The sequence below is a fragment of the Iodobacter fluviatilis genome (assembly GCF_900451195.1).
Classification (GTDB): Bacteria; Pseudomonadota; Gammaproteobacteria; order Burkholderiales; family Chitinibacteraceae; genus Iodobacter; species Iodobacter fluviatilis.
Genome location: NZ_UGHR01000001.1, coordinates 1,995,959 through 2,011,989, shown reverse-complemented (window position 1 = coordinate 2,011,989; position 16,031 = coordinate 1,995,959). Strand labels below are relative to the sequence as shown.

At 49.6% G+C, this 16,031-nt stretch carries 12 protein-coding genes; 4 read left to right on the top strand and 8 right to left on the bottom strand.

The window, feature by feature from the left end:
- Positions 1 to 227: 227 nt before the first annotated feature.
- Positions 228 to 1,502, top strand: a complete 1,275-nt coding sequence (gene serS, locus DYD62_RS09135; protein WP_115227040.1) for a serine--tRNA ligase — start codon at positions 228 to 230, stop codon at positions 1,500 to 1,502.
- 110 nt (positions 1,503 to 1,612) lie between these two features.
- Here serS and DYD62_RS09130 read toward each other — a convergent pair whose 3' ends face one another.
- From DYD62_RS09130 to DYD62_RS24025, 3 genes are all read right to left on the bottom strand, one after another.
- Positions 1,613 to 2,656 carry a phospholipase A gene (locus tag DYD62_RS09130; protein ID WP_115227039.1) on the bottom strand — a complete coding sequence of 348 codons (1,044 nt, stop codon included), beginning with the start codon at positions 2,654 to 2,656 and terminating at the stop codon, positions 1,613 to 1,615.
- A gap of 146 nt (positions 2,657 to 2,802) precedes the next feature.
- Entirely contained in the window at positions 2,803 to 3,489 is a 687-nt protein-coding gene (locus tag DYD62_RS09125) for a DUF3313 domain-containing protein (protein WP_115227038.1), read from the bottom strand.
- 230 nt (positions 3,490 to 3,719) lie between these two features.
- Complete coding sequence (locus tag DYD62_RS24025) at positions 3,720 to 3,959, bottom strand: EAL domain-containing protein (protein WP_267896127.1); 240 nt, start codon at positions 3,957 to 3,959, stop codon at positions 3,720 to 3,722.
- A gap of 272 nt (positions 3,960 to 4,231) precedes the next feature.
- On the opposite strand from DYD62_RS24025, the gene DYD62_RS09115 reads away from it, so the two are divergent.
- Positions 4,232 to 5,308 carry a hypothetical protein gene (locus DYD62_RS09115; RefSeq protein ID WP_132038620.1) on the top strand — a complete coding sequence of 359 codons (1,077 nt, stop codon included), beginning with the start codon at positions 4,232 to 4,234 and terminating at the stop codon, positions 5,306 to 5,308.
- Positions 5,309 to 5,486: 178 nt separating this feature from the next.
- Here DYD62_RS09115 and tssA read toward each other — a convergent pair whose 3' ends face one another.
- From tssA to DYD62_RS09090, 5 genes are all read right to left on the bottom strand, one after another.
- The gene (tssA, locus tag DYD62_RS09110) at positions 5,487 to 6,578 is read right to left on the bottom strand and encodes a type VI secretion system protein TssA (RefSeq protein WP_115227035.1); all 1,092 of its coding nucleotides are present in this window, start codon (positions 6,576 to 6,578) and stop codon (positions 5,487 to 5,489) included.
- Positions 6,575 to 10,363 carry a type VI secretion system protein gene (locus tag DYD62_RS09105; RefSeq protein ID WP_115227034.1) on the bottom strand — a complete coding sequence of 1,263 codons (3,789 nt, stop codon included), beginning with the start codon at positions 10,361 to 10,363 and terminating at the stop codon, positions 6,575 to 6,577. The genes tssA and DYD62_RS09105 overlap by 4 nt, the downstream gene beginning before the upstream one ends.
- A 222-nt stretch (positions 10,364 to 10,585) precedes the next feature.
- Entirely contained in the window at positions 10,586 to 11,320 is a 735-nt protein-coding gene (locus tag DYD62_RS09100; RefSeq protein WP_165928610.1) for a DotU/TssL family secretion system protein, read from the bottom strand.
- Positions 11,313 to 12,674: a type VI secretion system baseplate subunit TssK gene (gene tssK, locus DYD62_RS09095; RefSeq protein WP_115227032.1), complete on the bottom strand. Its 1,362-nt coding sequence runs from the start codon at positions 12,672 to 12,674 to the stop codon at positions 11,313 to 11,315. Before tssK ends, DYD62_RS09100 begins: the two co-directional genes overlap by 8 nt.
- Positions 12,675 to 13,227: 553 nt before the next feature.
- On the bottom strand, positions 13,228 to 13,626 hold the full coding sequence (locus DYD62_RS09090) for a type VI secretion protein (protein WP_115227031.1): 399 nt from the start codon (positions 13,624 to 13,626) through the stop codon (positions 13,228 to 13,230).
- Positions 13,627 to 13,925: 299 nt separating this feature from the next.
- Here DYD62_RS09090 and tssB point away from each other — a divergent pair, with 299 nt between their 5' ends.
- Both tssB and tssC read left to right on the top strand, forming a co-directional pair.
- Positions 13,926 to 14,492, top strand: coding sequence for a type VI secretion system contractile sheath small subunit (tssB, locus tag DYD62_RS09085; RefSeq protein ID WP_115227030.1), 567 nt, complete (start codon positions 13,926 to 13,928; stop codon positions 14,490 to 14,492).
- Between the two features lie 16 nt (positions 14,493 to 14,508).
- Positions 14,509 to 15,987, top strand: a complete 1,479-nt coding sequence (tssC, locus tag DYD62_RS09080) for a type VI secretion system contractile sheath large subunit (protein WP_115227029.1) — start codon at positions 14,509 to 14,511, stop codon at positions 15,985 to 15,987.
- The last annotated feature ends 44 nt before the right edge of the window (positions 15,988 to 16,031 follow it).

Below are 16,031 nucleotides of genomic sequence, written 5' to 3'. Positions count from 1 at the left end.
CATCAAAATGACCAAAGCATTGATCCATAAAAATTAGCTATTTCTTGGACACTCCCTCACTTTGGGTTTCTCCTCCTTCCTCGTTTTTGCCTTTCTCCGTGTTCTCTATGCCTACCGATTTAAGGTTTAGATTTAGCTTTATAGATTTGGCTTAAGATTTTAGGTTTTTAAGAGCTTGCCAGACGTGTAAACTATCTGCCATTCACTGAAACAAAAAGACGACGATTATGCTCGATATCAACTTACTCCGTACCGACTTAGAAAACGTGGCTGCACGCCTTGCCAGCCGTAAGTTTATCCTTGATGTAAACGCTTTTTCTGCACTGGAAAACGAGCGCAAATCGCTGCAAACCCGCACTCAAGACTTACAAGCCAAGCGCAATGCCAGCTCCAAGCTGATTGGCCAAGCCAAAGCAAAAGGCGAAGATGTTTCTGCCATCATGGCTGATGTTGCCTTGCTGGGTGACGAGCTGAAAGCGGCCGAAACCGCGCTGGCTGCGCTGCAAGAAAAAATCAATGACATGCTGCTGTCCATGCCGAATCTGCCGCACGAATCTGTGCCAGAAGGTAAAGACGAAACCGAAAACGAAGAAGTACTGCGCTGGGGCACGCCGCGCGTATTTGATTTTGAAATCAAAGACCATGTTGATTTGGGCGGCCCGCTGGGCCTGGATTTTGAAACCGGTGCAAAATTATCTGGTGCGCGCTTTACCGCACTCAAAGGTGGCATCGCCCGCCTGCACCGTGCCCTCGCTCAATTTATGCTTAATACCCATACACTGGAGCATGGTTACGAAGAGGTTTACACCCCCTACCTGGTGAACGCCGCTAGCATGATGGGCACTGGGCAATTACCTAAGTTTGAAGAAGATTTATTCAAAGTAAACCGCCCCGATGCTGAACCCTTGTACCTGATCCCTACAGCCGAAGTGCCGGTCACCAACTTTGTTCGTGACAGCATAGTGAAGCTTGAAGACTTACCGATGAAGTTCACCGCACACACACCGTGTTTTCGCTCTGAAGCCGGTGCATATGGCCGTGATGTGCGTGGTTTAATTCGCCAGCATCAGTTTGAAAAAGTAGAGTTGGTGCAAATTGTTCACCCGGATGAATCGCTCAAAACACTGGAGATTCTAACTGGCCACGCAGAAGCCATCCTGCAAAAGCTGGAATTACCTTACCGAAAAGTAAAACTTTGTACCGGCGATATGGGCTTTGGCTCGCAAATCACTTACGACTTAGAAGTCTGGCTGCCCGCGCAAAACACTTATCGCGAGATTTCCAGCTGCTCCAGCATGGGCGCCTTCCAAGCCCGCCGCATGCAAGCCCGCTTTAAGAATGAACAAGGTAAAAACGAACTTGTTCACACCTTAAACGGCTCAGGCCTTGCCGTAGGCCGTACGCTGGTTGCTGTGTTAGAAAACTACCAAAATGCAGATGGCAGCATTACTATCCCTGCCGTATTACGCCCTTATATGGGTGGTTTGGAAGTATTAAAGTAAACTTTTTCTGTTTTAAATTAAAAAACCTGCCCCTTCAAAGGCAGGTTTTTTAATGCCTTATTTCTTCAAATCTGCAACAACACAAATATGCACATTATTCAAATTATAAATCATGGCGAAATAGCAATACCAAACCCTATTACATTTTGCCGTATATTGTAATCAAGCAGATTATCACCATAGCCACTAAAGACTTGCCCATACACTTTCAAATTACCCGTCAACGGATACGTCCAGTCTAGCTGTACCGCGCCATGCCCCGTGCGGAAATTTTGTCGCATCAATACGCTTAATTCCTGCCCTGAAGTAAAGCGATATCGTGCAGTGACATCACCATGGCCCATAAAATCAAGCAAATCCGGATTATCATCGGTTCCATCCTGCTCTTTGAAGCGATACCAAGGCCGAACTTCCAACGAGAAATTATCTTTTTCGAAACCAAAATCAGCATAAACACGATTCCAGCTGCGGGATAATGGATTACTACGGCCATTAGACTGATGTGCCAGCCCCAGATTCAGAAAACGCCACTTCATTATTCCCAAATCCAGATCTGTACGAATAGATAAAATGCCTTCCGGCTCATAATTTGTTTCGCGAAATGGTGCGGAATAATCGCTGTTATATACTTGCCAATAGCTTTTTTGAGTATAAGCAAGCCAAAAATCTGCACGATCAGAAAAAACACTTTCCAATGCTTTTACTTTAAAACTCAGCTGAAATTTAGCTTCAGCATCATTAACCGCATCCACACCCGGCGCTAATGGAATTTGCTGCCCGGTTGATGCCGAGGAGCTGGGATGCTGATTACGATTATCGCTATAACTAATGGGTAAAAAATAATTTGTTTTATATGTGCGCAAGGCAAAAGTGCCCTTCTTCTGATCCAACTCCCATTGATCCCCTAAAGCAGAAGACGCGGATTGATTAATATCAGTAGACGGTAAAGTGCGCGGCTCTGCATTTGATTTCTCAATCGCTTCAGCCCTTACCTCTGGCGGCTTTGCAGCTGCACCTGCCTGATCAAGGTTGTCGTAACAAGCCAGCCTAGCTTTAGGGTCTGTTATGGATTTGCATTGCTGCAACAGACCAACATCTGCCGTTGCATGAGCCGCTACAGTCACACCAAGAAGCAATATTTTTGAGCACTGCATAAAAGACTTTCCCTTGCCAAGAATTCAATTTGTTACATAAAAAACAGCGCATGAAGAAAAACTCACCAAACTAGGATTAATAAGTTTTTATAAAACATAATGCTGCCATTACAGCAGCATTTGCCAAGCAATAGAAAACAAGGAAATTAATTTTTAGCAGAGTGGCTTATCGTCATTGCATGTACTAATAAATCCGCACTTTCATGGCACCATTTATCAATCAATTTCTCTATCGTTTTAAGCTGCATCGGCTCATCTTTCTGTACTGTTTTTGTACTTTTACGCAAATTCACACTGCCAGCAAGCAGGCTGCCACTTTGTGAATCTTCTAATTGAGCAATATTGCCAATTTTCATTAAATAAGGCTCTTTACCTGCGGCCAGCCTAGCAAGATTAATCACCGCTTTCGCGGGCAAAACATCAATAACGTCAATGCCGGGGCGCTCCTGAGCCAAGCCTGTTATGGCCACCCGCATTTTAGCTACACCCGGGCCAGCCTCCTGAACCACAGCAATACCAGCTTTACGGAGCTCTCCGGTCATTTTCTTGTGGAAATATTCAGCTATTTTATTTTCTTCACTCCCCTGTAATAGCTGCCAATTACTTTCTTCAGAATGCCTCATAAAATACAAAGGCTCTATCAACACAGCATTGTAATCTTTGAGGCTGATTCCCGGCTGCACATACAAACGGCGGGAGGCATCTTTATCTGAGGGTTTAAATGCGGAAAGAGGAACAGTAAACAGATTTTCAGGCTGAATTTCTTCAGAAGCAAAAGCAGGCACGGTCAGAGTCACCGCTAATACCAGAGCATGGATTAAATTGGTTTTCATTCATCATCCTTTTTTTACAGACGTGGCATTAAGTATTATGCACAATATTTTCTGAAAAAATAGAGAGGATTTATCTATCCAATTTGCATATATAATTTCAACCTCTGATATCTGAGCATCAGATAGCCCCCTCCCCCCCATTACAACTTTTGCTGATTTTGCCCCTGAAAAACCGCTATTTATCCAAGTTGTTCTGATATAGATGACAACCGTCTTGACTCAATTCAATCTTATGACATTAAGTCCGTCTTAATCAAAAGCTCAAATTTCTCAGGGGGCACAGGCTTAGAAAATAAACAGCCCTGTGTAGAATCACAGCCTGCTCCAATAAGCAGATCCCGCTGCTCAATGGTTTCCTCCCCTTCCGCAATCACTTTTAATCCCAGCTTATACGCCATCACAATAATCGCTACAGTTAATGTCATATCACTTGATCCGGGTGCTAAATTGCGAATAAAAGACTGATCAATCTTTAAATTTACTCTTGTCAGCCGACCACCAATATGGGCCGAAGCCCTGCTGGCAGATAGATGGATCAGGGGACATGACGTATTTCAATACGGCGACAGATCAGATACATATTTGTGAGGAAGAAATCTGTCGACTGTACTTTTATGCCGCACATTTTTATCGCGCCAGCCATTAAAAACAAACAATAAATTACTACAATCTTGCAAATAACAACACAAAACATGTCATATGCTTTAAAATATCGACCACTTTAATAAACACGAGCTGTAAAATGCAGATGATGAAGTACGCCACACCCATCCTTGCTCTATTACTCGCAGCATGCGGGGGAGATGAAGGCAATACTGATGCAGTGGTGGCAACGCCCTCAACAAGCTCGTCCATTGCACAAGTTCTCCTTAATCAATATTCCAGTAATGAGGTAAATTTAAATACCGTATTAGCAACTGAGCCACTATACAGTGAATCAGTTCAAACAAGCAGCAATGCAAATGGCAAACAAGAAGCCAGCATTGAACGTTATGACACTATTTCAATTCAGAATAAAACATTCATTGAAGAACAATTTCGTTTCAATTCAATAAGTCAACAATGGATGAGTCTGCTGGCAAACGACAGTACAACACTTTATTTAATGGATGGGCAATGGGGACATTTAGGGCAAGCAAAAGTAACATCCAAAGGTAATGACATTATTCTTGATTACGGAAATGACATTCAGTACATCATCAGTGGCACCAGCAGAGATATTAGTAATGTCGCAGTCATGGATGTTAATTTAAGCAAGAACAATAACCAAACCGGCCCTGATTATTCATTATTCAAAACACCGGCCCCCGCATTTCCTGCAGGGTCAAAAGCTTACTATATTGGCAAAAGCCCGCTCAAAACGACATATCGCAGCCGCTATAGTAATGCAGTCAACTTTAAATCCATTGATGAATGGACAGCTTTTTATTCAATAAACAGCAAAAACACATTGGATAGCAGTAACTTGTGCCCTTTCCAATTTGATCTCACCCGCAAAACTGTGGTTTTCAGCAATAATCCTTATGCATCTCAAAAATGCACTGCTAAAGAACAGCCATATGAACTTCGTACGATCAAGCAGCAGCAACTATTAATCATGACGCCCAATCAGACAGAAAATAACAGCTTTATTCGTAAAGAATTCTATGCCATTTCTAATGGCAATTTATTAGAAGGCGAGGTGCAAGAGCCTTTTGAACTAGCAAATGGGACTGTATCCGCCTCTGGCTTTTTTAGCCTTGAAGTTGGATTTAATAAAACAGCGATTAACCACTTATTAAAGCATGGTGGCCTTCCAGCTTCGGCACAATTAAGATAAATATTGCATGCCCGGCATGATTTAAAATCATTATTTGTTTTAGCCCCCATCTGCCCGCCATAAAATGGCATTAAGTGTATGGCGGATGGGGCTCACACTGATTTAAGAAATCAACACAAACAAAACTTCATTGCGAATGAAGATGCAACTGTAGTAACACACCCTATTTATCCCCTCCTCAAGGCAGCACCCCCAGCAATGACCAGAGCCTTCTTGCTTCTGCATCGCTGGAGATCAGCTCGGCCAGTAAATCTCTGAGGGGTTTGTTGCCCCATTCCACGCTGCGGTAAATCAGATAGGGCACGGGGCTGTGGGGCTCGGTACGGGCGAGGTAATCGGCGATCAGCTGCAATTGCCGGTAGGCTTCTTCACGACTATTAGGTTGCAAAAAAGGCAGCGGGTCGGGTTTTCTTTCTGCAGCAGGCGCGGGTAAAACCAGATCAGGCGTAGCGGGCAAAGGTTGTGGGTGCATAGTCAGCCACTCTTTTAAAATCATTTCATGCTCTTGCATCAGCAAAAAAAGGGGCTGAAAAGTAGGCGCGTCGTGACCCATTTTCTGATCGCATTCCTGCACCAGACCGGTAATTTGCGTCAGCCCATGCAGCACAAAGCCGTGTGCGCTGCGCAGCAGATTTACATCAGCGGCACGAATGGTATCGTTGATTTTTTGCTCCAGCTTTTTAGCTGCTTCCACAAGGGGCACGGCGGTTTTGCTGGTGTTTTTTCCCTGATCGAGACCCAGATTTTTTTGCCATGTGCGCCAGTCTGCCAGCGTAAAGCTGTCTAAATCGCTGCGCTGATCCAGCACAGGTAGCGGCATACGCGATAGGAGCAGGGTACTGTAGGCATGCACACCCCAAGCCAGTGGCCCCGTGCGATAGCTCATATCGCCATCTTGCGGCAATGGATGCACCGTATCCCAATAGCGCTGACACAGGCCCAGCAATAAACTCAGTGCAGCGCTCAGGCCCTCAATACCACGCCGGTGCATCCAGGCCTCGCCCAGCCAGACCGCCACGGTCAGATCTTTGCTGCGGCTTTGTAAAATTTGCCTGCCCAGTTTTTCAACTGTGGCCCAGTCGCCCCGTTTTACTTCGGCCTGCCAGATGCCGGTTGGCAGGCTGGTATCGTCTTCCCTTTTGGCTTCGCGCAGTAAATCGTATTCGGCTTCATAGCGAATCGACATACCACAGGGTGCATCCTGCGAGATAGGCTGCAACAGCGACTCCAGACTCCCCTGCAAACCGCCAGGTTTGATTTCTACACTCATGGTGCCACCAATGATTTATCTGAATCTGCTAGGGTAATTTGTCTAAAAGGCGAAGCCGGCGCTTTAAGGGGCAAGGCCTGAATCAGCTGCGTTGGCAGCAATGACTTTGCCCCCACCGCGCTGATGCCCAAACGGGCAAACATTTGTGCCCGTGGCTTAGCCGGGCCACCCAGTGGCAGGCTGAAAAGCATTGCGGGATAGCTGAACTCATCCTGCAAAACCATGCCAGAAGGGGCCTGATGATGGCGCAGAAAATGCAGCAAAGACCATGCACCGGTATAGCGCCATTCGGCAGTTTGATTGAGTACCATTAAGGCAGGCTGCGTGTTTTCTTCGATGGGCAGTTGCGGGGAATCAGCCGCCCAGCGTAGTGAAAACACAATGGGCTGGCCCAGCAACCAGCGCTGTTTGGCCCGCTCCCCCAACGGAAAGCGCATGCGCTGCGTACCCACCATCAGGCCCCATTCGATCACCTGATCTGCACCCTGCTCTTTATCTTTATCACTACGCCACTGCACATCAATATCCAAGCCCAGTGGCTGAGGCTGCTCGGCGCTGCCCCGTAATAAAATAGGACCGAGCAGATCGCGGCTGTGCTGCAACCCCAGTAAAAATAATCGAGCAGCATCCCGGTTAGGCGATTCATTATCTTCAAGCCCAGCTTGGGCGGCAGGCAAATACGCATCAATTAAACGCAGTAGTGTGCCTACCCGCTCGGCATCCGCATCCGGCGCATTGCCATTGGCGGCAAAGGGGAAACGCCCAGCCAGATATTGATTAAAATAGCCTGATAACTGCTGCCATGCATAGGCGCTGTTTTGTGCCCTTAGCCCCATGCAGCGCTCATTAGCCATATTGACCAGCTTTTGCGCCCGTTCAAAAAAGTAGCCTGGCCCTGCGGGCAGCTCCACCTGCCGCAGCACGCCATAGCAGGTGCTGGCATCCATTTCATTTAAATCTTTGCTGATCAACTGTGCTAATAAAGCTGGGCCACTGTCTGGCGCTTTTTCTTTCATTTTTTTCAGATCAGCCGCCAGCCCTTTCCAGCGTAAAAGGGTTTGCATATCTTTGACCGGCAGCCCCTTGGGATGCGCTGCCAGCCATTCCAACACAACGCCCTGATTGATCGCTACAGTGGCCAGCTGCTCCAGCTGCCGGTTGAGATACTGTTGCAATTCCAGTGGGTTATTTGCTTTAAAACCTTTAAAACTGGCATTTTTCTTGCCATCCCACCATGAAAAAGTGGCTTGCTTAGGCTGATAAAGCGCTAACTCCGCCAGCATGCCATCGGCCTGGCGTAAGGAGGTCAGCGCACGCTCGTTCATTTCTTTAATCAATTCAGCCGATAAATCAGCACGACCCAAATCCAGCAGTGCCGCATTGACTTCAGGGGCGATCCGGATCAGCCCTTCCATGCTGTCTGCCACATTTCTTTGCCCCTGATCATCCACCGCCTGCCCGTCCATGGTATGCCACATGGCATGAGCGGCACTGCTGCTGGCCAAACCGCCAAGGCCCGCACGATAAGCATCAGGCACTTTGCTCAGGTTTTGGGTCTGGTAATGCTGGCGCTCCTGATAAATCCGTAAAGCGGCAGCCAGCCTTGCCTCGCTCATTTCCCGCAGGCCACCACTCACTTGCAAATGCCCTGCCGTATGCCCCTCCATCACAAAGTTTTGCTGCAACAAATAACTGATGGCCGATTGCAATTGCAATACATCTTCTTTTAAGCCCACTTCCCCGCGCGAGGTGAGCGAAGAGTCACGATTTGACCAGCGCTCTTTAAATGCTTTTCTCAGCTTAGCCGCGTACTCTTCGATAGCAGAAACAGCGTCTTTACCTATAAAAGCACTGCCCTTGGCATGATTCAGCATGGCCGAATAGCCTGGCACTAAATCCATGCCTGATGCGCTGCTCCATGCACTGTTTGTGGCGGCAATCAGCTGCTTAAGCAGGGTAATTTGCTGGTTTAACTTGCTTAAATCGGCATAACTATTGTGCTGAGCGCTTTGCAGCTCGGTAAGCTGGGTTTGCACACTGTCAGCGGTTTCAATAAACGTGGCATCTGCATACAGGCGGCTCAGCCAGTGCTGCATTAAGGCATCAAAATTTTGCTTTGTATCTTTCGCCGCAGCTTGCAGCTGTACCGGCTTACCCATCCACTGGGCGTAATGAGCAAGAATAACTTCTACTTTATGGCGCAGTGGTAGGCGTTCAGGGCGAAAATCGCCGTCCCACAGCCGGTTAGACAGCTCACTTAGCTGGCTGAGCGCATCTGGCCCGCCACGCAGGGCGCGGTTATACGAAATGACATTTTGCTCCACCAACCTAGCCTGCTGGACTAAATGCTGCGCCGCCACATAGCGTGGCCATGTTTCCGGGCTAGCGGTATCGTCGCCCATTTTTTTGCTATCTGCGCCCTCAGCTTGTAAAGCCTGTAAATCCGCATGAATTCGCCGCTGTACCGCAAAAAACCATTCTGTCTGCAATAAGCTGGCTATTTTTTCAGCCAAGGCGTGGTCAAAGTTTGAAAACAAAGAGCTTGGAAAAGCAATGCTTTCATAATCAAGGCGCGGCGCAGCAAGGAGTGCCCGCCATAAAGTCAGCGCTGCTTGGCTGTTTGGATCGGATTCGGTTTGCGCCGATCCGCTGCTCATTGAGCTTAAAGCCCGGCTCAAAGCCATGGCATCCTGCCGCTCTGACTGCCATACCCAAGCCATAGCCAAAAACCACAGCACACAAAAAGCCAAGGTGGCCAGCCTAGCAAAACGATGCCAGCGCTGACGCAGCGACATAATCCGCACAATGGGTTGCGCCAAACCGCGCTCAGCGGCCATCCGCTGCCGCAGCAGGCCGGAGCTAAATACGGGGACATCCGGCACTGCGGGCTCAGGCGCAAAAACATCGGCGTCTTCCTGCTGAACCGCATAACTTGCCGCGCAATATAGCCCGCGTAAAACAGGGGCATCGCCCATGGCATTGCTCTGAAAAGCAGCGTCTGCCAAGGCATGTAAAGCAGCGCGCAGCGCATCAAATTGCCTTGGCAACAAGTAGAGCACATCGCTTACGCCACTATTTAAGGTGGCGATCTCGCAGATGCAATCTCTCAGCTGCCTTTGCATTTGCGTCAGCGCAGCATCTAAATGCTCGCGCTGATAGGCCGCTGTCAGCGGTAATACGGAAGACCAGCCCAAAATGCTGTCTTGCGCCTCATCAGGTAAAGACTCAATCAGCTCGCTCATCCCCGCCACATCCTGCAAGCCGGTAAGCAGCCAGTAGACGGGCAGCGTTTGCCCCAGTTTTTGCTGTGCATCCTGAAATTGCTTACAAAGCGTCACATCCAGCGGGGTGTCTTTATTCATCAGTTGCTTGGCTGATACCGCCCAGATCACCGCATCCAACGGCCTTTGCCCGCGCACCCTGAGCAAGGCGCCCAGCAAACGCCGCCATGCCGATAAAGCCGCCAGCGCACCATCTGCCTGCTGATAAATATCGTGCGGCGGCAATAAAACTACCGCATCACTACTGGAATAAAAGCGCCCGAACCAAGCCGATTTCTCAACACTTTTCAGTTGCCAAGCACGGCACAGCTGCTCACTACTGGCCTGATCATCGCCCAGCAACAGCAGCCATGGCACTTGATAGCGCCCCTCAATGCCCGCCTCTTTTTCCATCTGCCGCACGGCATCGATAAAACCTCGCCCAAGGCGATCGGCCTTATTACGCCATAGCCACCACAGCAGCAAAATGGCCGCAATAATCAGCAAAATAATCAGCAGTTTCAAGGTTTGGCCTCATACCGCAACAGACATGCCGGATCGATCTGCACACAAATATCCCGCCTGAAGAGGTAGCTCAACGCTAGCGAAAAAAGGGCATTAATATCAGCCAGCTTCACGGTTTCACCTCATACAGCTGTGGATGCGCCGGATCGGTCTGCAAACAAACATCCCGTCTGAAGAGGTGGCTCAACGCCAGCGAAAAAAGGGAATCAAAATTGGCCAGCTTCATGGCTTGACCTCGCTGAGCGGCGGATGTGTTACATCAATTTGCGAATAAATATCCCGCCAGAATAAATGGCTCACCCCAAACATCAGCAGCAATAAAAAAGCCAGCATCAGCGCCAGGCGATAGCCATCGGGCAGCATTTTTCGCTCGATCAGCTGCAAAGGCTGCGTTACGCTATGGCCGCTTAATACCTTGCCCAGCAGCGCTACATCGGGCTCTCTCTGGTAAATCTGTGCAAACAGCGAAGTACACCAAGCCTCAAACAGTGCGGGCTCCCGCCGCAAGCGCCCGCGAAACCCCAGCACCAGCGTCATCAGATACACCGCAGCCAGATCACGCTCGCTTGAATCCTGGCGCTCAATTAAATGTTCAATTTCATCAGGCAAGGTTTCACCCGAAGTACGGGTATTAAACAGACGAAACTCCAATGGGGTGGTTTGCCATGCGGTCTGGCCACTCCATTCGGTAAACAACAGCACTTCGTCGACTAGGGCAACAAAAGCATATTGCACCGCCTGAGCATGCATTTTGTTGGCCGCCCCCGCCTGCGTCATTACCATGCGATAAACCCGCCGCGCTAATACGCTGGTTTCCTCTGCCACACGCAGCAAGAGTTTGTCCACGGGCTCGGCGCTGCTCAATAAACTGGGGGACAAGAGCAACCATTCTTCCCAAACTTGGCAAAAAGCCTGCTTCAAAGGTAAAGCGGCCTGCTGGCGTGCAAAATCAGTCATGATCCGCCTCATTCAGCACCGGAATATCGTCGCTTGCTTCAGGAAAAAACAAGACAATGCTTAAAGGCTCAGCTGCTGCATTTTGCGCTGGCACTGCGATGCAAAGCGGCTCGTCAGGATTAAACCACTCGCCAAATTCATACAGACTGAACAAGCGGGTATCGTCACCCACGCTGTAACTCACCTGCTCCTGCCTGTCGAGCGGGCGGTAAAGCACGCCGCGCATTCTTTGCCTTTGTAAGGTTTCCAGCTGCGACAAGGATGCAATCACGGCCCTATCTAGCCATAACCTCGCTGCATCGTCGCCCGCACCACCCGGCATTTGCACGCCAATCACCCACTGCCCGCCCAGGCGTAAAACCGCTGGAGGCCGGATCACAAAGCCTTCTTTTTCTAAGGTAAATTCGCTGCGGCCATAGCCTGCTTTAATCCGCATTACCGACTTCATAATGAAACCAATTACATCATCAAAGCAGGCGAGTAATTCTTCGTAATGAAAAGCCCGAAAAGCCGGCACGCCCGCCTGCGGGTTCAGGGCACAGACCGATCCCGCCACGCCGTTTAATATCAGATAGAGGGAAAGCGGATGCGCCACCCGGCTATCCAAGGCGCTTTGCAGCTCGGGCAATCTAGCCCAGAGCGCGGCCAGCTGCCGGTCAATTCTAGCGCTGTCGCCCTCATTATTATCCTGCAGTGCCTGCCTGAGCCGGCCGGCTAAGAAAGCACACTTACCGCGAATCTCGGTACATAGCGCGGCAATGCGTTTACCCAGCAGGGATTCAGGCAAGACCCTGGGCTGGGGTGCAAAATACGCCTTACGGGCAAAGCCGCCCGCGCCTTCCTCTACCCTGAGCAGCGGCAGACACACACCATCAGCGCGATGCTGCTCGTCTAAAATCGCCAGATCAGGCCGCCAAAAAGTCAGTACGGCGGGGGACTCTTTGCTGACTAAATCAGGGATATCCTTGCCATCTTGCGACACATAACGCCGCCCGCTGGCATCTAATTCGCCCGCACGATAAAGCGGTGGCACCACCAGATAAAGCGTGAGCTGATGCTGCGGCGATGCGGTAACAAGGTCTTGAAAATTGAGTTCCAGCGGCGGGTGTACGCCAGGCCGGATACAGAGCCACAGCCCGTCTGGCAGAATGGCTTCCAGCGCCAGTACACGTAAAGTACCGCTGATTAAAGCCGCTTCGTCGATCTCCACATTCAGCACACCCCAGTAATAAGGCTGCGCTGCGGCAACAAGCTGAGCCGCCAGTATTTCGGCCCGCAAAGACTGCTGTTGAAAATGCTGTGGCAAAAGCTGCATGCCCTCAGACCAGCAAATGGCTTCCGGAATTTGCCCCACGTTATCCCCTGAATGGTGATTTGTTTTTTTCTGGCTAAAACGTCTTCTTACTCAGCTTTGTTGGGCGGATACCCCCCCCACTTCTGGCCACAATCGAAAGATAAATCTGGTTTTACTTAGGGTGTGCAAGTTGTTTTTCTTGCGTAACTCACTTCGAAGTAGTTGTATTCCCTCTCAGCAAAACAGTAAGAAACGTCGTAACAATACTCTTGGCACAGGGCTTAAATCTCCCCTTGAAGCACGCCGAAGCGAGGAACAAGCGGGCGGGGTTTCTTTGATGCCTGTTTGAGCGAAGCGAGTTCCGCAGCCGCCGCTCGATTGTCCGCAGATGAGGGGCCTTCGTGCTGATGGGGTCGCCTTCTTTGCTTACTTTCTTGGCGAAGCAGAAATCAATACTTCGCGGGGATCCCGCACCAAAACACAACGTGCCGAAGGCACTAAAAAGGTCTTTTTGTCTTTGCTCAGCACTCAAGGGAGTTCTCCCGCACTTCATCATTTCACTCGTATTTAGAAATTTTCTTAAACTTGATGCCAATTTTTCAGAAATTAGACCTCACTCCCCACTCACCCAGCGCACATCCTGGCTGTCTAAATACAAAATCACATTTTTTTGCTGATCCAGCCTCAGCCGATGCATGCCGGGGGAGCTGTAGCCTGCGTACACCAGCACGACCGATCCGCGCTGGCCTTTTACCGGCGCGTCGGTCACGTCCAGCCTTTGACCTGGTACCAGCTCTTTGCTCCACACATACAGCGCCAGCGGAAAATCACGCTGTAATTGGGCGCGCTGCTCAAACCACTGAGCAGCAGGCAGGGCGAGTAACTTTTTAAGCAGCTCTTCATCATCCACCACCACCAGATCAATCGGGATGGGCGTGTCGTCGTTAGCCTGCGATGCCACAGAAAATGACACGCTGCTCAATTTGATCGTGGGCTTAAACATAGAAAACATAGAGCAAGCCGGCAGGCAAAGGCAAAGAAGCAGCCCTAGTACCATACGAAAGAGTGTCAGTAAACCCCGCACAAACACCTCTGTTTAACTTACTGAAAATAATTATTCACGAATGTTTATTATAGAAATAACTTTCGTAAAACTTCCAACTAAATATTTGCAATTACAAGTTTCGTCTTCTAGATTCAACAGACCAACCCATACATTGAGCAGCGCATTTGGCTTAAGCACACCTCACGGGGAATGCGGGTAAGCCGCCTTCAAAGTGTATAAGTCAAAGCGCCAACCATGAGGTCATCATGTCAGAAAGCACCCAACACAAACTGGATCGCGTTCGCCCTCCACGCGTACAGATTACTTACGACGTTGAAATTGGTAACGCAATTGAGAAAAAAGAACTTCCGCTGGTGGTCGGCATTCTGTCTGACCTCTCCGGTCACCCTAAAGAAGCACTGCCCAAGCTGAGCGAGCGGCGCTTTATCAATATCGACAGAGATAACTTTATTGAGGTGCTCGAATCCATCAGCCCAAGGCTGGCCATTCAGGTGGACAACACCATTGCCGGGGATGGCAGCAAGCTCAATATCGAGCTGAATTTTTATGAGCCTAAAAGCTTAGACGATAAAAACACAGCGGCTAAATCAAGCGACTTCAATCATTTCGACCCGATCAGCATCGTGAATAAAGTAGCGCCGCTGAAAAAGCTGTTTGAAGCCCGCCAGCGTCTGCGTGATTTACTCGGCAAGCTCGATGGCAATGATGATCTGGATAAATTATTGCAAGACGTGGTTGCCAATACCGAGGGGCTAAAAGAAATTCAATCTGCCCTGCCTGCCACCCCAGAGCCTGCCCCCGCAGCTGCTTAATTGACGGAGAATCACCATGCCAGAAACACAGCCAGCAGCAGCGGCAAGCGGAGCAACTGCCACTTTAGGTTTACTCGATAAAATCATTCAGGATGGCCGGATGGCGCTGGATGAAAGCCAGAAAAGCCATGCCACTGATTTGCTGGGCGAATTTGCCACGCAGGTACTCGATGGCGTGATGAAAATCGATAAAGATACGGTGGCCATGATTAACCAGCGTATCAAAGACATCGACGAGTTAATCAGCACCCAGCTTAATCAGATCATGCATCACGAAGAAGTACAAAAGCTGGAAGCCTCTTGGCGCGGCCTGCACTACCTTGTGATGAACACCGAAACCGGCACACGTCTTAAGCTGCGTCTGATGAATGTGTCGCGCAAAGATTTGCAAACCGATTTAGAAAAAGCGGTGGAATTTGATCAAAGCGCCCTGTTTAAACAAATTTACGAAGAAGAATACGGCACCTTTGGCGGCCACCCTTTCAGTGTCTTGGTAGGCGACTATAAATTTGGCCGTCATCCGCAGGATATTGCGCTTTTAGAAAAACTATCCAATGTAGCCGCTGCGGCGCACGCCCCTTTTATTGCCGCTGCCGACCCCAAACTATTTGATATGAGCAGCTTTGCCGATCTGGGCCTGCCACGAGATCTGGCTAAATTATTTGAAAGCAGCGAGCTGATCAAATGGCAAAGCTTCCGGGCCAGCGAAGATTCACGCTATGTATCGCTTGTGCTGCCACACTTCTTGCTGCGCCTGCCCTACGGCCCCGACACGCTGCCCACTGAAGGCATGAATTATGTGGAAGACGTAGATGGCACCAATGCCAAGAAATACCTCTGGGGTAATGCCTCATGGGCACTGGCACAACGCATTACCAACGCGTTTTCGCTGTATGGCTGGTGTGCCGCGATTCGCGGTGTAGAAGGCGGCGGCGCAGTAGCAGGCCTGCCATCGCATACTTTTGCCACCGCATCGGGCGACAAAACGCTGAAATGCCCTACCGAAGTGCCGATCACAGACCGGCGCGAAAAAGAGCTGAATGATCTGGGCTTTATTGCGCTTTGCCACAAAAAGAACACTGATCTGGCCGTGTTTTTTGGCGGGCAAACCACCAACAAACCCAAGACCTACAACACCCCGCAGGCCAACGCCAATGCCAGCATCTCCGGCATGTTGCCCTATGTGCTAGCCGCATCCCGTTTTGCTCACTACATCAAAGTGATCATGCGGGACAAAATCGGCAGCTTTATGACGCGTGACAATGTTCAAAGCTATCTGAACAACTGGATCGCCGATTACGTGCTGATCAACGACAACGCTCCGCAAGAAATCAAGGCGCAATACCCGCTGCGTGAAGCCCGTGTTGACGTCACCGAAGTCGCAGGCAAACCTGGCTCCTACCGCGCCACCGTCTTCCTGCGCCCACACTTTCAACTGGAAGAACTGACCGCATCCATCCGCCTAGTGGCCGAGCTGCCACCACCTGCGGCTTGATTGTAAAAAATAGAGGGTGGGCACGTAGCCCACCCAAGTAAGAC